This window comes from Saccharopolyspora antimicrobica (assembly GCF_003635025.1).
Lineage (GTDB): Bacteria > Actinomycetota > Actinomycetes > Mycobacteriales > Pseudonocardiaceae > Saccharopolyspora > Saccharopolyspora antimicrobica.
Map to the genome: position 1 here is coordinate 4,556,160 of NZ_RBXX01000002.1, position 20,955 is coordinate 4,577,114.

Annotated in this window: 20 protein-coding genes; 14 read left to right on the top strand and 6 right to left on the bottom strand. The window is 71.3% G+C overall.

Annotated features, from left to right (window positions below; translation table 11 throughout):
• Positions 1-93 precede the first annotated feature (93 nt).
• Complete coding sequence (locus ATL45_RS22135; RefSeq protein WP_093147926.1) at positions 94-1,017, top strand: CPBP family intramembrane glutamic endopeptidase; 924 nt, start codon at positions 94-96, stop codon at positions 1,015-1,017.
• Between the two features lie 84 nt (positions 1,018-1,101).
• Here ATL45_RS22135 and ATL45_RS22140 read toward each other — a convergent pair whose 3' ends face one another.
• A complete protein-coding gene (locus ATL45_RS22140) occupies positions 1,102-1,920 on the bottom strand; it encodes an SAM-dependent methyltransferase (protein WP_093147930.1) in 819 nt (272 codons plus the stop codon).
• Between the two features lie 211 nt (positions 1,921-2,131).
• Positions 2,132-2,923: a carbon-nitrogen hydrolase family protein gene (locus tag ATL45_RS22145; protein WP_093147934.1), complete on the bottom strand. Its 792-nt coding sequence runs from the start codon at positions 2,921-2,923 to the stop codon at positions 2,132-2,134.
• Between the two features lie 62 nt (positions 2,924-2,985).
• Between ATL45_RS22145 and ATL45_RS22150 the strand changes: the two genes are divergently transcribed.
• Positions 2,986-3,612, top strand: a complete 627-nt coding sequence (locus tag ATL45_RS22150) for a GntR family transcriptional regulator (RefSeq protein WP_177241921.1) — start codon at positions 2,986-2,988, stop codon at positions 3,610-3,612.
• 50 nt (positions 3,613-3,662) lie between these two features.
• Here ATL45_RS22150 and ATL45_RS22155 read toward each other — a convergent pair whose 3' ends face one another.
• Positions 3,663-4,952 carry an MFS transporter gene (locus ATL45_RS22155; RefSeq protein WP_093147942.1) on the bottom strand — a complete coding sequence of 430 codons (1,290 nt, stop codon included), beginning with the start codon at positions 4,950-4,952 and terminating at the stop codon, positions 3,663-3,665.
• 99 nt (positions 4,953-5,051) lie between these two features.
• Between ATL45_RS22155 and ATL45_RS22160 the strand changes: the two genes are divergently transcribed.
• From ATL45_RS22160 to ATL45_RS38990, 7 genes are all read left to right on the top strand, one after another.
• A complete protein-coding gene (locus ATL45_RS22160; protein ID WP_093147945.1) occupies positions 5,052-5,729 on the top strand; it encodes a DUF2848 domain-containing protein in 678 nt (225 codons plus the stop codon).
• Positions 5,730-5,898: 169 nt separating this feature from the next.
• Positions 5,899-7,488: an ABC transporter substrate-binding protein gene (locus ATL45_RS22165; protein ID WP_093147948.1), complete on the top strand. Its 1,590-nt coding sequence runs from the start codon at positions 5,899-5,901 to the stop codon at positions 7,486-7,488.
• The gene (locus tag ATL45_RS22170) at positions 7,485-8,459 is read left to right on the top strand and encodes an ABC transporter permease (protein WP_093147950.1); all 975 of its coding nucleotides are present in this window, start codon (positions 7,485-7,487) and stop codon (positions 8,457-8,459) included. Before ATL45_RS22165 ends, ATL45_RS22170 begins: the two co-directional genes overlap by 4 nt.
• Positions 8,452-9,318, top strand: coding sequence for an ABC transporter permease (locus ATL45_RS22175; RefSeq protein WP_246025484.1), 867 nt, complete (start codon positions 8,452-8,454; stop codon positions 9,316-9,318). The genes ATL45_RS22170 and ATL45_RS22175 overlap by 8 nt, the downstream gene beginning before the upstream one ends.
• Positions 9,319-9,598: 280 nt before the next feature.
• Entirely contained in the window at positions 9,599-10,543 is a 945-nt protein-coding gene (locus tag ATL45_RS22180) for an ABC transporter ATP-binding protein (protein ID WP_093147952.1), read from the top strand.
• Positions 10,537-11,181, top strand: coding sequence for an ABC transporter ATP-binding protein (locus ATL45_RS22185; protein ID WP_093147955.1), 645 nt, complete (start codon positions 10,537-10,539; stop codon positions 11,179-11,181). The genes ATL45_RS22180 and ATL45_RS22185 overlap by 7 nt, the downstream gene beginning before the upstream one ends.
• A gap of 67 nt (positions 11,182-11,248) precedes the next feature.
• Positions 11,249-11,407: a hypothetical protein gene (locus ATL45_RS38990; protein ID WP_170210310.1), complete on the top strand. Its 159-nt coding sequence runs from the start codon at positions 11,249-11,251 to the stop codon at positions 11,405-11,407.
• Between the two features lie 272 nt (positions 11,408-11,679).
• Here the strand turns inward: ATL45_RS38990 and ATL45_RS22190 are convergent, their stop codons facing one another.
• Positions 11,680-12,966, bottom strand: coding sequence for a hemolysin family protein (locus ATL45_RS22190; RefSeq protein WP_093147957.1), 1,287 nt, complete (start codon positions 12,964-12,966; stop codon positions 11,680-11,682).
• A 209-nt stretch (positions 12,967-13,175) separates the two neighbouring features.
• Between ATL45_RS22190 and ATL45_RS22195 the strand changes: the two genes are divergently transcribed.
• A complete protein-coding gene (locus ATL45_RS22195) occupies positions 13,176-13,565 on the top strand; it encodes a glyoxalase superfamily protein (RefSeq protein ID WP_093149638.1) in 390 nt (129 codons plus the stop codon).
• Positions 13,566-13,569: 4 nt separating this feature from the next.
• Here the strand turns inward: ATL45_RS22195 and ATL45_RS22200 are convergent, their stop codons facing one another.
• Positions 13,570-14,253, bottom strand: a complete 684-nt coding sequence (locus ATL45_RS22200) for a YqeB family protein (protein ID WP_143121567.1) — start codon at positions 14,251-14,253, stop codon at positions 13,570-13,572.
• 139 nt (positions 14,254-14,392) lie between these two features.
• Here ATL45_RS22200 and ATL45_RS22205 point away from each other — a divergent pair, with 139 nt between their 5' ends.
• Complete coding sequence (locus ATL45_RS22205) at positions 14,393-16,150, top strand: bactofilin family protein (protein ID WP_093147967.1); 1,758 nt, start codon at positions 14,393-14,395, stop codon at positions 16,148-16,150.
• A gap of 58 nt (positions 16,151-16,208) precedes the next feature.
• Here ATL45_RS22205 and ATL45_RS22210 read toward each other — a convergent pair whose 3' ends face one another.
• On the bottom strand, positions 16,209-17,471 hold the full coding sequence (locus ATL45_RS22210; RefSeq protein WP_093147972.1) for a M14 family metallopeptidase: 1,263 nt from the start codon (positions 17,469-17,471) through the stop codon (positions 16,209-16,211).
• Positions 17,472-17,675: 204 nt separating this feature from the next.
• On the opposite strand from ATL45_RS22210, the gene hisD reads away from it, so the two are divergent.
• From hisD to hisB, 3 genes are all read left to right on the top strand, one after another.
• On the top strand, positions 17,676-18,986 hold the full coding sequence (gene hisD, locus ATL45_RS22215; RefSeq protein WP_093147976.1) for a histidinol dehydrogenase: 1,311 nt from the start codon (positions 17,676-17,678) through the stop codon (positions 18,984-18,986).
• 203 nt (positions 18,987-19,189) lie between these two features.
• On the top strand, positions 19,190-20,308 hold the full coding sequence (locus tag ATL45_RS22220; RefSeq protein ID WP_093147979.1) for a histidinol-phosphate transaminase: 1,119 nt from the start codon (positions 19,190-19,192) through the stop codon (positions 20,306-20,308).
• A complete protein-coding gene (gene hisB / locus ATL45_RS22225) occupies positions 20,305-20,922 on the top strand; it encodes an imidazoleglycerol-phosphate dehydratase HisB (RefSeq protein WP_093147983.1) in 618 nt (205 codons plus the stop codon). Before ATL45_RS22220 ends, hisB begins: the two co-directional genes overlap by 4 nt.
• The last annotated feature ends 33 nt before the right edge of the window (positions 20,923-20,955 follow it).

Here is a 20,955-nt window from a genome sequence, read left to right on the forward strand (position 1 = left end):
TGCCTCGGGGATCGCGCGAGACGGGTCGTTCACTCGGAGTTACAGAATGCTGCTCGATGTGTTTGCCGTGGGGTGGTCGGGGATGATTCAGGTATGACGAATGCTCAATCGAGCCTCTTGTTGCCGTCGCCGTTGTTGAGCGGTATCGAGCGGGCTCGGCGGCCGACCGGGCCGATCGTCGGGTTGGTCGTGGTCGTGGGGTGCCTGCTGGTCGGGCAGACGCTGGCCGCGCTGGTGCTGTTCCCGCTGTTCGGGGCTTCGGCGGCGGCTGCGCTCGGCGGGGCGATGGAGTTGGCCGATCAGCTCGCGATGCTGCTCAGCTTCGTCGGCATCGCCGGGTTGCTCGCGCTGTGGATCCGGCTCAAGGAGGGGCGGCCGTTCGGCAGCGTCGGGTTCTTCCCCACTTCGCGCGTCGGCGTGCACCTGGCGATCGGCGCCGGGGTGGCCGTGGTGCTGCTGGGCGTGCCGGTCGGTGTGAACCTCCTCAGTGGACAGCTCGACGTCGGGGCGGTGCACACCGCGCAGGTGGGCGCGGCGTTCGTCGCGCTCATCGGGTTCGCGGTGCAGGCCAGCACCGAGGAGATCATCACGCGCGGCTACCTGATGCAGGTCACCTTCCGGAAGTGGGGCCTGATCGCAGCGGTCGTCCTGCAGGCCGTGGTCTTCTCGCTGCTGCACGGCACCAACCCGAACGTGACGGTGGTCGCCCTGGTCAACATCCTGCTCATCGCGCTGCTGCTGGCGTTCTGGGCGCTGGCCGAGGGCGGCCTGTGGGGCGTCTGCGCCTTCCACGCGGTGTGGAACTGGTGCCAGGGCAACGTCTACGGCATCCAGGTCTCCGGCATGGACGTCCGGACGACCATGCTGAGCATCGGCGGGGCGCCGGGCAGCGCCGACCTGCTCACCGGCGGCGGCTTCGGCATCGAGGCCAGCCTGCTCACCACCGCAGCCCTCGCCGCGGGCACGGTCCTCGCCTACCTCGCCTACCGCCGTCGCACCCGGTCAGCGACCAGCTGACGGCGACAGGGCGCGTTCGGGCCGTGAGCCTTTTCGGCGGCATAGCGACCAAGAAGACTCACGGACCCGTGGCCGAGGCGGGCGTCAGGGCTTGCGTCCCAGCCCCGCCAGCGTGGTGGTGTCCTGCTGTGCGAGCTCCGGGGCCTCGGCGCGCCACTGGCCGGACCGGACCACTCCTGGCTCCACCAGCTCCAGGCCGGTGAAGTAGCCGGCGATCTCCTCCGGCGTGCGGTGGTTGTACGGGATCGCGCCGGACTCCGCATAGCGCCGGGCCGCGTCCACCGCTCCGGGGTCGCTGTCGTCGACGTCGAACAGCGCCAGGTAGGAACCCGACGGCAGCGCCGCCAGCAACGTGTCCACAATGGATCGTGCTCGGGCGTATTCGGGAATCAAGCCCATGATTCCGAACAGGATCAGGGCCACCGGGCGGTCGAAGTCCAGGGATTCGCGGGCGGCTTCGATGATCGCCTCGGGTTCGCGGACGTCGGCGTGGATGTACCGGGTGGCCCCCTCCGGCGTGCTCGTCAGCAGCGCGCGGGCGTGGGCCAGCACGAGCGGGTCGTTGTCGACGTAGACGATCCGGCTCTCCGGGGCGACCCGCTGAGCGATCTCGTGGGTGTTCTCCGCGGTCGGCAGGCCGGTGCCGATGTCCAGGAACTGCCGCACCCCGCACTCGGCGACCAGGTGCCGGACCATCCGCCCCAGGCAGCCCCGGCTGGCCTGCGCGGCCGTCCGCATCCCCGGGAACACCTGCAGGAACTCCTCGCCGGCCGCGCGGTCGACCGCGTAGTGGTCCTTGCCGTCGAGCCAGAAGTTCCAGACGCGCGCCGCGTGCGGCACGGTCGTGTCCATCTCGTCGGAAACGGCGGACCCCCGTATCTGGACGTCCTCGGAATCGGGCATACCGGGCTTCTCCCTACCAGCACTGGATGGCTACTGTCGGCTACTGTCTACCGCACTTCCGTCATGCCATGCAGGGCATCGGGGGGGACCGGGCCGCTACTTCCCGGAACTGCGTCGAGCGGCGTGCTCGGAGCACGAGGTCACTCGATGGACTTATGCGGTGAAGGGCCCCTTCGGCCGGCAAGTCCGGCGAAGGGGCCCTTCAACTCGTTCAGAAGCGGCGGTTGGTGAGGACCGGGATGGCTTGGCGGGCTTGGGCCGCTGCGGCCGGGTCGACGTCGACGACCCGGACCTCCGGGGCGTCGGCGAGCTGGGCGTGGATCTGGCCGAGCGGGGTGGCCACCAGGCTGTGGCCGATGCCGGTGGGGGCCTTGCCGCTCGGTTCGCGGCCGATGCTGCGGGGGTCGGCCTGGCCGCAGGCCACCACCCACGACGTCGAGTCCAGGGCGCGGGCCCGGGCCAGCAGCTCCCACTGCTCGCGCTTGCCCTCGCCGGAACCCCAGGAAGCGGAGGTGACGATCACCTCGGCGCCCCGGTCGGCCAGCGCCGTGTACAGGCCGGGGAAGCGGATGTCGTAGCAGGTCGCGAAGCCGATCTTGGTGCCGTCGAGGTCCACCACCACCGGTTCCGCGCCGGGCGCGACGGTGTCGGACTCGGCGAAGCCGAAGGCGTCGAAGAGGTGGATCTTGTCGTAGCTCGTGTCCAGCCCGCGGCCGGTGATCAGCAGCGTGTTGGTGACCCGGCCGTCGGCGGTGGGGGTGAACATGCCCGCCACGACCGCGATGCCCGCCTCATCGGCCAGGCGCCGCACCTCGGTGGCCCACGGTCCGTCCAGCGGTTCGGCCAGCGGGCCGAGCTTGACGCCGAAGCACGCCATGGTCGCTTCCGGGAACACCGCGAGATCGGCGCCCGCCTCGGCGGCCCGTCGGATGCCGTCGGCCACCAGCTCCAGGTTGGCCTTCGGGTCCGGGCCGGTCACGATCTGGCACAACGCAATCCGCATAACCATCCTCCACAACCGTTACCATGTTTTGTATACCAGCGATATGCAAGAAGGGGTACTCGTTGCCGTCCGGACGCGAACTCGCCTACGACCACCTCAAGGACACCGTCCTCAGCGACCCGTCGATGCAGGGGCAGTTCGTCAACGAACAGGCCCTGGCCGACGAGATCGGGGTGTCCCGCACGCCGATCCGGGAGGCCCTGCTGCTGCTCGCCGCCGAGGAGCTGGTGCAGCTGGTGCCCAAGCGCGGGGCCTACATCGCGCCGGTCGGCGGGCGCGAGATCCGCGAGCTGTTCGAGATCCGCACCATGATCGAGTGCTACGCGGCGCGGCGCGCCATCGAGCTCGAGGCGGTTCCGGTGGCCGAGATGCGCGCCGAGCTCGACGCCCAGCGCGGCCTCGCCGGTGCGGACGAGGCCCGCGCGTTCATCGACCGCGACCACCGGTTCCACTCGGCGCTGGTCCGGGCGGTCGGCAACGACATGCTGAGCAAGACCTACGACGGGCTGCGCGCCCGGCAGATCCGCGCAGGCATCGTGGCGCTGTTCGCCCACGGCGACCGCCGCAAGGCGGTGCTGGTCGAGCACGAGGCGATCGTCGACGCGCTCGTCGCGGGCGACTCGGAAGCCGCCGAAGCGGCGATCACCAGCCATCTCTCGGCCACCCAGCAAGTTCTCATCGAGGGCTGAGCCGTGAGCGTTCCGGGGTGCCCTGGCGCCCCGGAACGCTCACGGGCACTTCACTGCGCGTCGCGGCGGCCCAGGGCGAGACCGATCAGCGTCACCACGCACGTCGCCACCAGGTACGCCGCCGGGGCGATCCAGGTGCCGAAGCGGGCGAACAGCGCGGTGAACAGCAGCGGTGCCAGCGCGCCGCCGATGACGCCCGCCAGCGTGTAGGCCAGCGACGACCCGGTGGAGCGCAGCGCCGGGCTGAACTGCTCGGAGACGAAGGCCGCCTGCGGGCCGTACATGAGTGCGTGCCACACCAGGCCGACGATCACGCCGATGATCAGCAGCGTCGCCGAACCGCCCTGGACCATCGGGAAGAACACGAACGGCCACACGCCCGCGCCGATCGCGCCCACCGCGTAGATCCGGCGGCGCCCGATCCGGTCGGACAGCGCGCCGGCCAGCGGCATCAGCACGAGCTGCAGCGTGGAGCCGAGCATCACACCGGTGACCGCCCAGCTCTTGGGCATGCCCAGCTGCTGCGTCGCGTAGGTGAGCACGAAGACCGTGAACAGCGCGTAGAGCACGTCCGGGCCGACGCGGGAGAGGATCGCCGAGACCAGCGCCCGCGGCTCGCGGGTGAAGACCTCGCGCACCGGCGCACCGGCCTGCTCGCCCTTGGCCTGCAGCTCCTTGAAGACCGGGGTCTCCTCCAGCTTCACCCGGATCCACATGCCGAACAGCACGAGCACGGCCGAGAGCAGGAACGCCACCCGCCAGCCCCAGGACATGAACTGCTCCTGGGTGAGCGTCGCGGCCAGCACCGCGAGCACGCCGTTGGCCATCAGGTTGCCCGCGGGCGGGCCGATCTGCGCCGCCGACGCCCAGAAACCGCGGTGCTTCTCGCTGCCGAACTCGCTGGACAGCAGCACCGCGCCGCCCCACTCGCCGCCGATGCCCACGCCCTGCGCGAACCGCAGGATCACCAGCAGCACCGCGCCGAGCGCCCCGACCTGGCCGTGCGTGGGCAGCAGTCCGATCAGGAACGTCGAGATGCCGGTGACCAGCAGCGTGATGACCAGGACTTGCTTGCGGCCCAGCACGTCGCCGAGCCGGCCGAAGACGAAGCCGCCCAGCGGCCGGGAGACGTAGCCGACGGCGTAGGTCGAGAACGCCAGCAGCGTGCCCGAGAGCGGATCGTGGCTGGGGAAGAACAGCTGGCCGAACACCAGCGCCGAGGCCACCGAGTAGGCGGCGAAGTCGTACCACTCGAGGGAGGTTCCGCTCAGCGACGCGACGAACGCCTTGATCAGATCCTTGCGGGGTGGCCGCGTGGTGGCGGGGATGGCTTGAGTCATCGAGGTCCTTGTCGTACCAGGTCGTCGGCTTGCCGCGCCGAGGTGCGGGTGGCTGTGATACTAAATGTATACAACCGGTATGCCGCCTTGGAGGGGATTGTGTTTCCACTGCGTTTCGATGTCAACGGTGAAGTGGTCGAGGTGTCGGTGACGACGCTGCTCAACGGCGGCTACGCCGGTCGCAGCCAGGAGGACGTGGCCGCGCACGTCGCCGAGCTCGCCGAACTCGGCGTGCCCGCGCCGACCAGCACGCCGTGCCTGTACCCGGTCGCGCCGTACCTGGCGATGCAGCCGGACGAGGTCCCGGTGCAGCACGACCGCACCTCCGGAGAAGCGGAGTGGGCGCTGGTCATCGCCGGGCCGGAGGAGCGCGACGTGCTGCTCACGGTCGCCTGCGACCACACCGACCGGGCGCTGGAGGTGCACGGCGTCGCGTGGAGCAAGCAGGCCGGGCCGGACGTGCTGGGGCGCCAGGCGTGGCGGCTGGTCGACGTCGCCGACCGCGTCGACGAGCTCACCCTGACCGCGTGGGCGGGCGGCGAGCAGATCCAGCGGGGCACCCTGGCGGAGCTGCTCTCGCCCCAGTACTGGCTCGACGACCTGCGGGAGCGCGGCCTGCTGCGGCCGGGCACCGTGCTGCTGTCGGGCACCATCCCGATGGACTCGGCGGTCGACCAGTTCGCCGGTTCCTGGCGGGTGGAGCTCGGCGACCCGAAGACCGGCGCCACCATCTCCTGCGAGTACCGCCTCGACCGCATGCCCGACCCGGTGGCGTGAGTGCTCCGTGAGCACTTTGTGAGGTCATGGCAGCACAAAGTGCTCACGGACCATCGGCTGCCGAAACATCCCCTTGGTCTGGATCTCCCGCTGAGGGCCGGGCCGGAGCTCCCGGCGAGGAAGGTCACCATTATTGAGAAACATTTGCAGCAGTGCTTAGAGTTCAGGCGTGCTCAATCGTCGTGGCTTGCTCATCGCCGTTCCAGTCGCGTTGACCCTGCTCGGTGCCGGGTGCGCCGCGCCGACCTCGCCGGGGTCCGCCGATCCCGGTTCCATGCTGCTCGCCGACGGCTTCGAGCCGGAGAGCCTGAACCCGCTGCTGGGCTACGGAGCGGAAGGCGCGGCGAAGTTCTACGACGGCCTGCTGGCCTTCGACGGCCGCACCGAGCTGCGGCCCGCGCTGGCCGCCGAGGCCCCGCAGTCCTCCCCGGACGCCAAGACCTGGACGGTGAAGCTGCGCGAGGGCGTGCGCTTCCACGACGGGACGCCGTTCGACGCCGAGGACGTGGTGGCCACCTACAAGGCGGCGATCGATCCCGCCTACGCCTCCACCATCAGCTCCGACTACGACATGCTCGCCGAGGTGCGCGCGCTCGACCCGCACACCGTGCGGTTCGACCTGAAGATCCCGTACTCGGCCTGGCCGTCGAAGCTGGTGCTGGGCATCGTGCCGAACGAGAAGCTGGCCGCGCCGCAGCCGCAGGAGAGCTCCGAGCTCAACACCAAGCCCGTCGGCACCGGCCCGTACAAGCTGGTCGAGTGGCGGCAGGGCGATCAGATGACCTGGGAGGGCAACGCCGACTACTGGGGCGGCGCCCCGGCGATCGGCAAGATCACCGTGGTCTTCGCCAAGGACGACAACACCCGCGCCCAGCGCCTGGCCTCCGGCGAGTTCGACGGCACGGTGCTGCCGCCGGTGCTCGCCGAGAGCGTCGGCCGCGACGGCTACCGCACGGTGCACCACAACACCGCCGACTTCCGCAGCATCGCGCTGCCCAACACGCACCCGGCCGCCGGTGACCCCGCGGTGCGGAAGGCGCTGAACCTCGCGGTGAACCGGGAGGGGATGATCAAGGCGCTGCTGGGCGGCCACGGCAAGCCCGCCTACGCGCCGGTGCCGGAGTCGATGGGCGCCAACTTCGAGCCCGCCGCCAGCTTCGCCTTCGACCCGGAGCAGGCGAAGAAGCTGCTCGACGAGGCCGGCTGGCGACCGGGCGCGGACGGCATCCGCGAGCGCGGCGGCGTGCCCGCCAGGTTCACCGTGATGTACTTCGCCGACGACAGCCTGCGCAAGGACCTGGCCACCGCGTTCGCCTCCGACGCCAGGGCGGTCGGCATCCAGGTCGACCTCGCCGGGGTGGACCGCTCCGCGGTCGCCGCGCGGATCGCGAACGAGGGCATCGTGCTGGGCGGCGGCAACCCGATCGACCCCGACCCGCAGGTCTACAACAGCCTGCACTCGTCGGTGATCGGCACCGGGACCTACAACAACCCGGGCCAGTACCGCAACGCCGAGGTGGACGCCGCGCTCGACGGCGCCCGCCAGGAGCTCGACCCGGCCAAGCGCGCGGAGCTCTACCGGCAGGCCCAGCGCGCCTACGTCGCCGATCCCGGCCTGGTGTACCTGGCCTTCATCGACCACAGCTACGTGATGCGCGACGGCGGGTGGACCGGCTACCAGCCGCCGGTCGAGCCGCACACGCACGGCACCACCTGGGGCCCGTGGTGGAACGTCGAGGCCTGGAAACCGCAGGGATGAGCGGTGCGATCGGCCGCCTGGTGCTGCGGCGGATCGGGTTCGCGGTGCCGGTGCTGGTGATCGTGGCGCTCGGGGTGTTCCTGCTCGCCGCGGCCTCGCCGTTCGACCCGGTCTACCAGTACTACGGCGTGGAGATCTTCGGCGCATCGGCGGCCGACGTCGCGCGGGTGCGCGCCGAGCTCGGGCTCGACGATCCCGTGCTCGTGCAGTTCTGGAACTGGCTGAGCGGCGTGCTCGGCGGGGACCTCGGGGTGTCGCGGTCGTTCCGGCAGCCCGTCGCGCAGGTCGTCGCCGAACGCCTGCCGTGGACGCTCCTGCTGGCCGCGACCGGCCTGGCGTTCGCGGTGGTGCTCGCGCTGGTGCTGGGCACGGTCGCGGCGTGGCGGCAGGGCGGCTGGGTCGACCGGTTCGTCACCGCCATCGGCCACGCGCTGGAGGGCGTGCCGCCATTCGTGCTGGCGCTGCTGTCCATCGCGGTGTTCTCGCTGGGGCTGGGCTGGCTGCCGGTGGCGGGACTGACCGATGCGGGCCAGGCCGTCTCCTTCGGCCAGGTCACCGAGCACCTGGTGCTGCCCGCGCTGGTGCTGGGCATCTCGCAGTCGCCGTGGCTGGTGCTGCACGTCCGGCAGTCGATGCTGACCTCGCTGTCCGAGGACCACGTGACCGGTGCGCGGGCGCGCGGGCTCGCCGAGCGGGTGGTGGTGCTGCGGCACGCGCTGCCGACCGCGCTGCTGCCGTTCGTGACGCTCATCGGCGCGCGGATCCCGGAGCTGGTCACCGGCGCGGTGCTGGTCGAGGAGGTCTTCTCCTGGCCAGGACTGGCCGCGGCGGTGGTCACCTCGGCGACCGCGGTCGACTACCCGCTGCTGGCGATCCTGACGCTGGTGGCGACCGCGGCGGTGCTGCTCGGCTCGCTGCTCGCCGACATCGCCGCGATCCTGCTCGACCCGAGGGTGGCCGCCGATGGCTGAGACCACGTGGCGGCCGGCCGGTCGCTCCCGCACCACCCGGGCGCACCCGCGGGCCCGGTTCTGGGGTTCGCTGGTGGCGTTCGCGGTGCTCGTGCTGGGCGCGTTCGCGGTGCCGGTGCTGTTCGGCAGCGAGTCGGTGCGCTACGACTCGATCCGGCTCGCACCGAGCCTCGCGCACCCGTTCGGCACCGACTCCGGCGGCCGGGACCTGTTCGTGCAGTCGCTGACCGGCCTGCGGATCTCCTTGCTGGTGGCCGGGTTCAGCGCGCTGGTGTCCACTGTGCTCGGTTCGCTGGTGGGTGCGGTCGCGGGAGCGCTCGGCGGCTGGCCGGACCGGCTGCTGATGCGCGTGGTGGACACCGTGAACTCGGTGCCGCACCTGCTGCTGGGCATCGTGATCGTCGCGCTGTACCGGGGCAGCCTGGGCGCGGTGATCCTGTCGATCGCGCTGACGCACTGGACGACGGTGGCGCGCATCGTGCGCTCCGAGGTGCTGTCGCTGCGCAGCCGCCCGTACGTCGACGCGGCGATCGCGGGCGGCTCGTCGAGGTGGCGGATCCTGGTGCGGCACCTGCTGCCGGCGATCGTGCCGCAGGCGGCGCTGTCGGCGGTGCTGCTGGTGCCGCACGCGGTGTGGCACGAGACCGCGCTGAGCTTCCTGGGCCTCGGCCTGCCGCCGCACCTGGCCAGCATCGGCAACATCCTCGGCGACGGCCGCGAAGCCGTCCTGCTGGGCGCCTGGTGGATCGTGCTCTTCCCGTCGCTGCTGCTGGTGGCTACCACCCTGGCGGTGTCCGGCCTGGCGGCGACCTGGCGCGACCGCGTCGTGCCCCGACGCCGATCGGAGCTGGCCCTGTGACCGCGAAAACGCCCGGACCACGCGGAACCCGCACAGTGCGGTCAACGGCCCTCCGTGCCCGGCGGTGCCTCGCCGCGTCGGGACTACGCAATTTCAATGGAAATCAGGCCCTCGATTTCAATGGAACTTGCACGACCAGTCGGTGCGTCGTGCGCCCGACACGCCGACGATGCGTCGGGATCCACGCGATTTCAATGGAAATCAGACGTCCGATTTCCATTGAAATTGCGCACACAGCACCGAACGACCGGGGAACGGGCACGAGTTCGGAGGTCGTCGGATGAGTGAGCCGCTGCTCGAACTGGAGCGGTTGTCCGTGCGGTTCCTGCTGGGGCGCCAAGCCGAGGTGCGCGCCGTGACCGACGCGACGCTGCAGCTGCGGCCCGGCCGGGTGCTGGCGCTGGTCGGCGAATCCGGCTGCGGCAAGTCCGTGCTGGCCTCGGCGCTGCTCGGGCTGCTGCCCGGCAACGCCGAAGTGCGCGGGAAGGCGTTGCTGCGCGACGGGATCGAGCTGCTGTCCGCGCCCGAACCGGTGCTGGCCGGGCAGGTCCGCGGGCGGATGGTCGGGTTGGTGCCGCAGTCGGCGGGCACCCACCTGACCCCGGTGCGCACCGCGCGCAGCCAGCTCGTCGAGACCATCCGGGCCCTCGACGGACCGGCCGATGCCGACGCGCTCGCCGAACGCGTCGGGCTGGATCCCGCCGCCCTCGACCGGTACCCGCACGAGCTGTCCGGCGGCATGGCCCAGCGGGTCGCGCTCGCCCTGGCGCTGGCCGGGAACCCGCAGATCGTGCTGGCCGACGAGCCGACCACCGGGCTCGACCGGCCGCTGGTGCACCGCACCGTCGACCTGCTCGCCGAAACCGCCACCGAGGACCGCGCGGTGCTGATGATCACCCACGACCTGGCGGCGGCCCGGCGGGTCGCCACCGACATCGCGGTGATGTACGCCAGCCGCATCGTGGAGGCCGGGCCGGCCGCCGAAGTGCTGGCCGAGCCCTGGCACCCCTACACCGCGGGGCTGCTCGCGGCACTGCCCGACGGCGGGTTCCGGCCGATCCCCGGCCACCCGCCCGCCCTGACCGAACTGGTCCGCATCGAACGGGAATGGGGTTGCGTGTTCTGCCAACGTTGCCCGGACGTGCCCGGTTTCGCGCCGTGCACGGGTGATCCGGAGCTGATCGACCACGGCGGCCGCTGGGTCGCCGCGCACCCGCCGTGCTGAGCGCGAGCGGCGTCGTCGCCGGGTACCGGCGCGGCGAACCGGTGCTCGACGGCGTCGACCTGGAACTGCCCACCGGCGTCGTGGTCGGCCTGGCCGGTCCCAGCGGCTGCGGCAAGTCGACCCTGGCCAGGGTGCTCAGCCTGCTGCACGAGCCGTGGTCCGGGCAGGTCTCGGTCGACGGCGCGCCCGTCGGCGGCTTCCGGCACGCCACTCCGAAGGCGCAGCGCGCCGCCATCGGCATCGTCTTCCAGCACCCGCGGCCCGCCGTGGATCCGCGGTTCACGCTGCGCGAGGTCGTCGCCGAGCCGCTGCGGGCCACCGGGACGACCGGTGACGTGGACGAGCTGGCCGAGGAGGTCGGGCTCACCGCGGAGCTGCTCTCGCGCCGCCCGCACGAGGTCAGCGACGGCCAGCTGCAGCGGGCGTGCCTGGCGCGCGCGCTGGCGCTGCGGCCCCGGTACCTGATCTGCGACGAGATGACCGCCATGCTCGACGCCTCCACCACGGCGGCGTTGGTGCAGGTCGTGGACCGGCAGGTGCGCGAGCGCGGGACCGGGGTGCTGGCGATCAGCCACGACGAGGACCTGCTCGCCCACTGGGCGGAGCACGTGGTGCGCCTGAGCGGCGAGGCGGTGTGACAAGGTGGAGCCGTGCGCGGTTGCGGGGGACCGCTCGGCAAGTGACGACGGACCCGAGGAGTCGACGGTGAGCGAGGGCGAAGGCACCACCTTCATGCAGTGGCGGGAGCGGGCCCAGAGCGAGGTGCGCGACGACCGCCCGAAGATGCGCGCGGTCATGATCACCGCAGCGGTCGTGGTGGTCATCGGGATCGTGGTGGGAGCCCTGTTCCTGCTGCTGTCCTGACCCGGCGGAAGCTTCCGGCCCCTCCGGCCACCGCGGTCGGAGGGGCCGTCGCCGTTGTGTCATGCGATTTCAATGGAAATTGGACGTCTGATTTCCATTGAAATCGCGTAGATCCGCACGCGCCGTCGGCGTGTCGGGTCCCGACGCACCGACGGGGTGCGCAAGTTCCATTGAAATCGTGGACCTGATTTCCATTGAAATCGCGCATGTCCGTCATCCCGACGGCGGATCCGTCCGCGGGCGCCGGCGGATCAGGGCTGGTCGTCGAGTCCTCAGGGCTGGTCGCCGAGTCCGGTGACCAGGATGCGGGACACCCGGTGGCCGTCCATCGCCCGGACGGTGAAGCGGTGGCCGAGCGCGTCCAGCGAATCGCCCTCCACCGGGACCCGGCCGAGGCGGCTGACCACGTAGCCCGCCACCGTGTCGAACGGACCGTCCGGCAGCACGACGCCGGTCTGCTGCTCGAAATCGCTGCGGTGCAGCAGTCCGTCGACCTCCAGGCTGCCGTCGCTCTTGGGCCGCACGGGCGCCGCGCTCGGGTCGTACTCGTCCCAGATCTCGCCGACGACCTCCTCCACCAGGTCCTCGACGGTCACGATGCCCGCCGTCCCGCCGTACTCGTCGACCACCACCGCCAGGTGCCCGCCGCTGCGCCGCATCTGCGACAGCGCGCCCAGCACCGGTTTGCTCGCGGGCAGCGCGGTCACCGGCCGGGTCAGCTCGCCGATGGTGCGCACGTCCTCGCGGTGCGTCCTGGTCAGCAGGTCGCGGACGTGGATGAACCCGACGACGTCGTCGGCGGTGTCGCGGATGACCGGGTACCGGGAGTGCGGTTTGCCCGCCACCTCCTCGATCGCGTCGGCCACCGTCGTCGTGAGGTGCAGGAAGTCGACCTCGGTGCGCGGCACCATCACCTCGGCGAGCACCCGGTCGGTGGCCCGGAACGCGTCGCTGAGCAGCCTGCGCTCCTCGACGGTCAGCTGCTCGCTGGTGCGCACCATGTCGCGCAGCTCCTCCTCGCTGACCGGCTCCTCGTGCGCGCGGGGATCGATGCCCAGCAGCCGCACCACCGCGTTGGTCGACTTCGACAGCAGCCAGATCACCGGCCGGGACAGGCTCGCCAGCCGGTCCAGCACACCGGCGGTGACGAGCGAGACCGCCTCGGACTTCTGCAGCGCGAGGCGCTTGGGCACCAGCTCGCCGAGCACCAGCGACAGGTACGACACGAACAGCGTCACCACGATCAGCGCGACCGAGGCGGCCAGCCCGATCGGCAGCCCCCAGCCCTGCAGCACCGGTTCCAGCCGCACCGCGATGGTCGCGCCGCCGTAGCTGGAGGCGAAGAACCCGGCGAAGGTGACGCCGATCTGGACCGCGGAGAGGAACCGGTTGGAGTCCGCCCGCAGCTTGGCCACGCGGGCGCCGCGCCGGTCGTGCCCGGCGAGCCTGCGCACCTGGCTGTCGCGCAACGACACCAGAGCGATCTCGGCCGCCGCGAAGTACCCGCCGAACAGCACGAACAGCAGCACCAGCGCGAGGTTCCAGACAACACCGTCCACCCCTCGATTCTCACACCCGGGGCCCGACGGCACTGCCGCACGACCCGGCTCGCCCGGCTCGTGGATGATGTGTCTTGGTGCCCCTCGTGCAAGTCCTGCTCCACAGCACCTCAGGGGACCGTGACGCAACCCAGCCACAAGAACCCGCAAAACGCGAGATCAACTCCGAACGCAACTACCACTGAAAAACGCGGAGAGGCGGAATGGCCATGGCCATCCAGGGCATCAGCAAGGCCGTCGTCCCGGTGCGCGACCAGGAGCGCGCGAAGAGGTTCTGGACGGAGACGGTCGGTTTCGCGCTGACCACCGACGCCGCCTACGACGACCAGGGCGCCCGCTGGGTGGAGGTGACCGCGCCCAACGGCAGCTCCGTGCTGATCCTGAGCGCGAGCGAGTCCGACCGGGCGGTCTTCCGGGACCACGGCGACGGGGTCCCGACCGCCACCTTCTTCCTCTACGCCGACGACGTCCAGCGCACCTACGAGGAGCTGTCGGCCAAGGGCGTGGAGTTCCCGGAGCCGCCGGTGCAGCAGCCGTGGGGCTGGTGGTCGACCTTCCTGGACAGCGAGGGCAACCGCTTCACCCTCCAGCAGGCGTGAGCGGCTAGGACGACGCGACCGATCGCCAGTACTGGCGGCGCTGCGAGTCGCGCACCACGATGCCGCGCTCGGCGAGTTCCGCGCGCAGCAGCGCGGCTTCCTTGTGGTCGCGCTTGCGCAGCGCGCGCTCGCGATCGGCCAGCAGCGCGTTGATCCGCAGCGGCAGCTCGGAGCTGTCGTCGTCCCACAGCTTGTACTCGTGCGGATCTCCGTCGCGCCACGGGTAGCCGTGGCCGGCGAAGGCCTTCCGCAGCTCCTTGCGGTCCAGTTCGGACCGCCTGCGGATGAGTTCGGCGCCAGCGGCGTCCAGCACCACGAAGTCCTTGCCGTCGACGAAGACGGCGTCGACCTCGGCGCGGTCGAGGTGCTGCTCGGTGTCGCCGATCCCCAGCGTGAGCCGCTCCGGGGCCACGGTCACGGTCAGCCGCTCCTTCGCGAACAACCCGGCGAACCCGAAGCCGATGAACGCGCCGATCGCGACGGCGCCGATGGTGCCCCACGGATCCGCCACCGAAGCGGCCAGCTCGAACACGCCCTGGAACGGCGCCCACGACAACCCGGCGACCCACCCCGAGGCCAGCCGGAGCAGGAGCAGCAGCAGCGCACCGACGAGCGGGCAGATCACCCACGTCCCGCGCCGCAGGAGCGCGTGCTCGGCCACTGTGGTCGGACCAGGTTCGGCAGCCATACCGCCATTATCACCACCGGCGGAGCTCGCCAACGTCACCACTGCGACCCCGGCCCGGGCTCGGAGCCCGATCGGACATCGTCGAGGGGGAGCACGCTCCCTTGACGCTCGCACCACGGGACGCGATCCTGCCTGGGACATGGATCTTCCAGAGCTGACGCGGGCGGAGCGCCGCCTGCGCGAAGCCTTCCCCGGGGGCGGGCCCGTCGTCTTCGAACCCGGCACCGACGCGGTCGACGGAGAGTCCTGGGGACCGGAGCGGACCATCCGGGCCGAGGTCCTGCGCGATCTGCTGCTGGGCGAGGTGCGGCCACCGGCGTTGCTGTCGGTCTCCGGCGCGAAGATCACCGGCGCGCTGAACCTGGACTTCGTGCAGATCGGCTTCCCGGTGCAGCTGGTGGACTGCTGGTTCGCCGACCCGGTCACCGCCCGGTGGGCGCAGCTGCGGTTGCTGGAGTTGTCCGGCAGCACCCTGCCGGGCCTCGACCTGGACGGCAGCCACGTCGACGGTCACCTGCGGCTGAGCCGATGCCGGGTGCGGGGCCTGTCCGCCGTGCACACCAGCGTCAAGGGCGACGTGATCCTCGACGGTGCGGTCCTCACGCGCAGCGGTGACGAGGCGGAGGCCGCCATGGTCGCCCACAACCTCACCGTCGGCGGTGGCCTGCGCGCCCGCGGCATCACCGTTGACGGCGGGATCGTACTGCGCACCGCGCGCATCACCGGCAATCTCACCGTCGACGACGCGCACCTGTCGGGCGGTCCTGGACCGGCGCTGCACTGCACCGGCATCGGGCTCGACAGCGCGCTGCTCGCGCGCAACGCCATCGTCGACGGCGAGATCCGGCTGGCCGGGGGAGTCTTCGCGGGGCAGGTCGACCTGCGCGGAGCCACCATCACCCACCCCGGTCAGGTCGCCGTCGCTGCCGAACACGCCCGTCTGGACGAGCTGCTGTGCATGTCCCGCACCACCGTGCACGGCCTCACCCGGCTGGACGCGGCCCGCATCGCCGGATCGCTGCTGCTGACCGACGCGCGACTGGACAACCCCGGTGACGTGGCGCTGGACGCCGGAGCAGTGCAGGCCGGCCGCGTCGAGGCCGAGCGGCTGCGCGCGGACGGAACGGTGAACCTGCGTGGCGCGGTCATCAGCGGGCAGGTGAACCTGGCGCACGCGGCCTTGTCCGCGCCCGCCGACTCCGAGCCGCTCACGTCCCGGAGGGCGGTGGCGATGCGGGCCAGCAGTTGCACCATCGGCGAGCTGTGGCTGATCTCCAGCCGGATCCAGGGCGTGCTGAACCTGCGCCGGTCCCAGATCGGCCAGCTGCACCTCACGCCCGAGGCGGCGCGGGTGCCGATCAGGATGGACGGGCTCACCTACACCTCGCTGCTCCCGCGCCTGCCCGCCGAGCAGCGAATCCGCACGCTCCGGGCCGATCCGGACGGCTACCTGCCGCAGCCGTACCAGCAGCTCGCCGCCTCCTACCTGGCGGTCGGCGACGACGCGTCGTCCCGCGCGGTCCGGCTCGCCGGTCAGCGGCAGCACCGCACCACGCTTCCCTGGCGGAGCCGGATCTGGGGGCGCCTGCTGGACGTCACCGTCGGGTACGGCTACCACCCGGGGCGCGCCGCGCGGTGGCTGACGCTGCTCACCGCCATCGGCGCGGTGGTGTTCGGCCTGCACCACCCGCCGCCGCTGAAACCGGGGGAGGCGCCCGGTTTCAACCCCCTCGTCTACACCCTCGACCTGCTGCTGCCGATCATCGACTTCGGCCAGGAGCGGGCGTTCAAGCCCGAGGGCGTCTACCAGTGGCTGTCCTACCTGCTGATCGCCGCCGGCTGGATCCTGGCCACCACCGTCATCGCCGGGCTCAGCCGGACCCTGCGCAGGCAGTGAAGACGAAGCGGCCCGGGATGCCGGTGCGGCATCCCGGGCCGGTCGTGCTCGGGTCAGGTCAGGCGCCCGCCTCGCGGAGCAGGATGTCCACCGCGGCGTCGTTGCGGGTGGTCTCCTTCTCGATCACGTCGGCCGGCGGGTAGAAGCCGTCCAGGCCGCCGCCGCTGGCCGGGTACATCTCGAAGGTGTAGGCCAGGATCTTGTGCTGGCCCCACATCCAGTCGAGGCTGTCGCCGTCGGTGACGTAGAGGTCGCTGGACTGCTGCGGGGTGTAGCCGTTGGCCTGGGCCATCTCCCCGCCGACCCGCGCGAACCGGTCGTACTCCTCCTGCGTCATGCCCTCGGTGACGTCGTCGGTGGTGTGCCCGAACGGCCACAGCACCAGCTCCGAGTAGGTGTGGAAGTCGATCGCGGCCTTGATCTGCTGGGCCCCGCCGACCACCCGGGAGTCGATGAAGTCGCGCATCGCCGCGGTCTCCGGCGCCGACCACGCGGCGGTGCCCCGGTAGTCCTCGGCGTTCGGGTCGTCGCTGGAACCGCCGCAGCAGCCCCACTTGTGACCCCAGTTGCGGTTGAGGTCGGTGCCGGTGGTGTCCTGCCGGTTCTTCCGCCAGCCCTGGAAGTCGCCGGATTCGATGTCGTAGGACTTGCCGTCCGGGTTGACGATCGGGATCACCCAGATCTCCCGGCCGTCCACGGCCTCCTTCACCGCCGGGTCGGAGGCGTAGCCCGCGGTGAACCGGTCGGCGATCCGCAGGCACATCTCCGTCGTCAGGTGCTCGCGGGCGTGCTGGTTGCAGTTGAACAGCACCTCGGGCTCGTCCTCGTCCTGCCCGACGTTGTCGCTGATCTTCAGCACCGGGATGTCGCGGCCCTCGACGGACTTGCCGATGCTGGACTTCGCCGCGATGTCGGGGTGCGCGCCGGCGATCCGGTCGAGCTCGGCGACCGTCTCGTCGTAGTTGTGGTAGCCCTCGTAGCCGGGCGGGAAGTCGCCGGGAGCGGCCTGCCCGCGGTTGATCCGCTGCAGCGCTTCGCCGAGTCCGGTGCCCTCACCGATCGCGAACCCGGCGGCCCGCAGCCGCTGGGCCTGCTCCGGGGTGGCTTCCACGGTGGCCACGCCGTCGCGGACGCCGATCACCTGCGCACCCGTTCGGTTGATTTCGGTGCGGCTGGTGCTGTCGGTGTTCGGGACGGTGTAGATCGCCGGGTCCTGTGCGGCGGACGTCGGCTCCGCGGACACGCTGGCCGAGATCGGGGCCAGCAGGACCAGGCAAGCGGCGGCCGCCACGGTCACTGCCTTGCGCCGTGAGCTGAACATCGGGTCTCCGATCGATCACTGGTGGTGACGTGGAGAGGTTCTAGGAGTGCCCCGGTGTTGGCAAGCCACTGGCGAACAATGGTCGCCCGTCAACATCTATCCCGGATGGTGGGCCGGTGTGACCGCTGACCGGGCTCGGGGACAGCCACCGCTGGCGGCGATTACCCTGGTCGGTGCAACCTCGAAGCCCCGGGAAGGACGCTCATGCTCACCCGTACCGACCTGCGCGGTCGCGTTCCGTCCACCGTCGAGCTGCGCGCCACGCTGCCGCGCGCCGAGATGGACGTGGAGCACGTGCTGCATCGGGTCCGGCCGCTGATCGAGGAGATTCGCGACCGGGGTGTGCCCGCGGTGCTGGAATTCACCGAGAAGTTCGACGGGGTTCGACCGGAACGGGTGAAGGTCGGCGCGGCGGAGCTGCGCCGCGCGCTCGACGAGCTCGACCCGCAGGTGCGCGCCGCGCTGGAGGAGTCGATCAGCCGCGCCCGCAAGGTGCACGCCGACCAGCGGCGCACCGACACCACCACCCAGGTAGTGCCCGGCGGCACCGTGACCGAGCGCTGGGTGCCGGTCGCCCGCGTCGGCCTGTACGCGCCGGGCGGGCTGGCGGTGTACCCGTCCAGCGTGGTGATGAACGTGGTCCCGGCGCAGGCTGCCGGGGTGGAATCGCTGGTGGTGTGCAGCCCGCCGCAGGCGGAGTTCGGCGGCCTGCCGCACCCGACGATCCTCGCCGCCGCGCAGCTGCTCGGCGTCGAGGAGGTCTGGGCGGTCGGCGGTGCGCAGGCGGTGGCGCTGCTGGCCTACGGCGGCCAGGACACCGACGGCGCGGAGCTGGCGCCGGTGGACATGGTGACCGGTCCGGGCAACGTCTACGTGACGGCGGCCAAGCGGCACCTGCGCAGCATGATCGGCATCGACTCGGAGGCCGGGCCGACCGAGATCGCGGTGCTGGCCGACGACACGGCCGACCCGGTGCACGTGGCGGCGGACCTGATCAGCCAGGCCGAGCACGACCCGCTCGCGGCGAGCGTGCTGGTGACCTCGTCGCCGGAGCTGGCCGACGCGGTCGACGCCGAGCTGGAGCGCCAGGTGGCGCAGACCAAGCACGCCGAGCGGATCCGCACCTCGCTGGGCGGCGAGCAGTCCGGCTGCATCCTGGTGTCCACTGTGGAGGACGGGTTGCGCGTGGTGGACGCCTACGCCGCCGAGCACCTGGAGATCCAGACGGCGGACGCCGACGCGGTGGCCGCGCGGGTGCGCAACGCGGGCGCGATCTTCGTCGGCCCGTACGCGCCGGTGTCGCTCGGCGACTACTGCGCGGGCTCCAACCACGTGCTGCCCACGGGCGGCTGCGCGCGGCATTCGTCCGGGCTGAGCGTGCAGAGCTTCCTGCGCGGTATCCACGTGATCTCCTACAGCGAGCAGGCCCTCCGCGACGTCGCCGACAAGGTCGTCGCGCTCGCCAACGCCGAAGATCTCCCGGCTCACGGCCAGGCGATCACCGCCCGCTTTTAAAGAGGGGTGGGACTCATCTTGCTCTGGTGGTCGCTTAGCGGAACCTCAGACGCCGCCTGGACTGCGGGATCCCGTTCTTATGTATGTCCGATACACGGCGAACGGGCTGTCCTCGCCAGGCGACGTCTGAGAACCCGCCGATGGTCGATCTGCGAGGGTGGGCTAAGCGGCTTCGCCGCTTCAAAGACAACGAAGGTTGGAACATGAGTGACGTGCTGGGCGCTGAAACCGCGCTGGCCGACCTGCCGCTGCGGGAGGACCTGCGCGGCCGCAGCCCCTACGGCGCACCGCAGCTGGATGTGTCGGTCCGGCTCAACACCAACGAGAACCCCTACCCGCCGCCGCCGGAGCTCGTCGACGACGTGACCGCGGCGGTCCGCGAGGCCGCCACCGAGCTGCACCGCTATCCCGACCGCGACGCCAAGGCGCTGCGCACCGACCTGGCCGCCTACCTGACGGGGGCGACCGGCGTGCCGCTGGCGATGGAGAACGTGTGGGCCGCCAACGGCTCCAACGAGGTGCTGCAGCAGATCCTGCAGGCCTTCGGCGGGCCGGGCCGCACCGCGCTCGGCTTCGAGCCGTCGTACTCGATGCACCCGATCCTGTCCGCGGGCACCCGCACCGACTGGGTACCGGCCCCGCGGCGCGCCGACTTCAGCCTGGACGGCGCGGAAGCGGCCCGGATCGTCGCCGAGAAGCAGCCGAGCGTGGTCTTCGTGACCAGCCCGAACAACCCCACCGGCCAGTCGGTGTCGCAGGACGACCTGCGCGCGATCCTCGACGCCGCGCCCGGCGTGGTGGTGGTCGACGAGGCCTACGCGGAGTTCTCCGCCCGGCCCAGCGCGATCGAGCTGATCGGGCAGTACCCGACGAAGGTGATCGTCAGCCGCACCATGAGCAAGGCGTTCGCCTTCGCCGGCGGCCGGCTCGGCTACCTCGCCGCCGCGCCCGCGGTGATCGACGCCCTGCTGCTGGTGCGCCTGCCCTACCACCTGTCGGCGGTCACGCAGGCCGCCGCGCGCGCCGCGCTGCGCCACGCCGATGCGACGCTCGGTTCGGTGCGCGCGCTCATCGACGAGCGGGAGCGGGTGGTCCGCGAGCTGACCGCCATGGGCTTCTCGCCGGTGCCCAGCGACGCCAACTTCGTCCTCTTCGGACGGTTCGCGGACGCGCACCGCGCATGGCAGCGCTTCCTGGATTCCGACGTGCTGATCCGCGACGTCGGCATCCCCGGCCACCTGCGGGTCACCATCGGCACGCCGGAGGAGAACGACGCCTTCCTGGCGGCCGGCAAGGCAGTGAGCGAGGAGATCGAGCAGTGACATTCCAGCCGGGAACCCGAGTGGGCCGGGTCGAGCGCAGCACCAGGGAGTCCTCGGTGCTGGTCGAGCTCGACCTGGACGGCACCGGGCAGGTCGACATCGACACCACGGTCCCGTTCTACGACCACATGCTCACCGCCCTGGGCACGCACGCGGCCTTCGACCTGAAGGTGAAGTCGACCGGTGACGTGCACATCGACGCGCACCACACGGTGGAGGACACCGCGATCGTGCTCGGCCAGGCCCTGCGCCAGGCGCTCGGCGACAAGAAGGGCATCCGCCGCTTCGGCGACGCCTGGATCCCGATGGACGAAACCCTCGCGCACGCGGCGGTGGACGTCTCGGGCCGCTCGTACTGCGTCCTGACGGGAGAACCGGAGCAGTACAACAGCTTCACGATCGGCGGAAACTACCCGTTCGTCCTCAACCGCCACGTCTTCGAGTCCCTGGCCTTCCACGCCCAGATCAACCTGCACGTCCGAGTGATCCACGGCCGGGACCCCCACCACATCGCAGAAGCCCAGTACAAGGCGATCGCCCGAGCCCTCCGAGCAGCGGTCGAGCCGGACCCCCGCTTCGCCGGAGTGATCCCCTCGACCAAGGGCGCCCTGTAGCGCTGGTCGAGGTGACGGGCACCGTTCGCGGAT

Bases quoted from the DNA above. Each gene is read 5' to 3' on its own strand.
- ATL45_RS22135 (WP_093147926.1), top strand. From the start codon at position 94: ATGACGAATGCTCAATCGAGCCTCTTGTTGCCGTCGCCGTTGTTGAGC.
- ATL45_RS22140 (WP_093147930.1), bottom strand. From the start codon at position 1,920: ATGCCCGATTCCGAGGACGTCCAGATACGGGGGTCCGCCGTTTCCGAC.
- ATL45_RS22145 (WP_093147934.1), bottom strand. From the start codon at position 2,923: ATGCGGATTGCGTTGTGCCAGATCGTGACCGGCCCGGACCCGAAGGCC.
- ATL45_RS22155 (WP_093147942.1), bottom strand. From the start codon at position 4,952: ATGACTCAAGCCATCCCCGCCACCACGCGGCCACCCCGCAAGGATCTG.
- ATL45_RS22170 (WP_093147950.1), top strand. From the start codon at position 7,485: ATGAGCGGTGCGATCGGCCGCCTGGTGCTGCGGCGGATCGGGTTCGCG.
- ATL45_RS22175 (WP_246025484.1), top strand. From the start codon at position 8,452: ATGGCTGAGACCACGTGGCGGCCGGCCGGTCGCTCCCGCACCACCCGG.
- ATL45_RS22180 (WP_093147952.1), top strand. From the start codon at position 9,599: ATGAGTGAGCCGCTGCTCGAACTGGAGCGGTTGTCCGTGCGGTTCCTG.
- ATL45_RS22195 (WP_093149638.1), top strand. From the start codon at position 13,176: ATGGCCATCCAGGGCATCAGCAAGGCCGTCGTCCCGGTGCGCGACCAG.
- ATL45_RS22200 (WP_143121567.1), bottom strand. From the start codon at position 14,253: ATGGCTGCCGAACCTGGTCCGACCACAGTGGCCGAGCACGCGCTCCTG.
- ATL45_RS22205 (WP_093147967.1), top strand. From the start codon at position 14,393: ATGGATCTTCCAGAGCTGACGCGGGCGGAGCGCCGCCTGCGCGAAGCC.
- ATL45_RS22210 (WP_093147972.1), bottom strand. From the start codon at position 17,471: ATGTTCAGCTCACGGCGCAAGGCAGTGACCGTGGCGGCCGCCGCTTGC.
- hisD (WP_093147976.1), top strand. From the start codon at position 17,676: ATGCTCACCCGTACCGACCTGCGCGGTCGCGTTCCGTCCACCGTCGAG.
- ATL45_RS22220 (WP_093147979.1), top strand. From the start codon at position 19,190: ATGAGTGACGTGCTGGGCGCTGAAACCGCGCTGGCCGACCTGCCGCTG.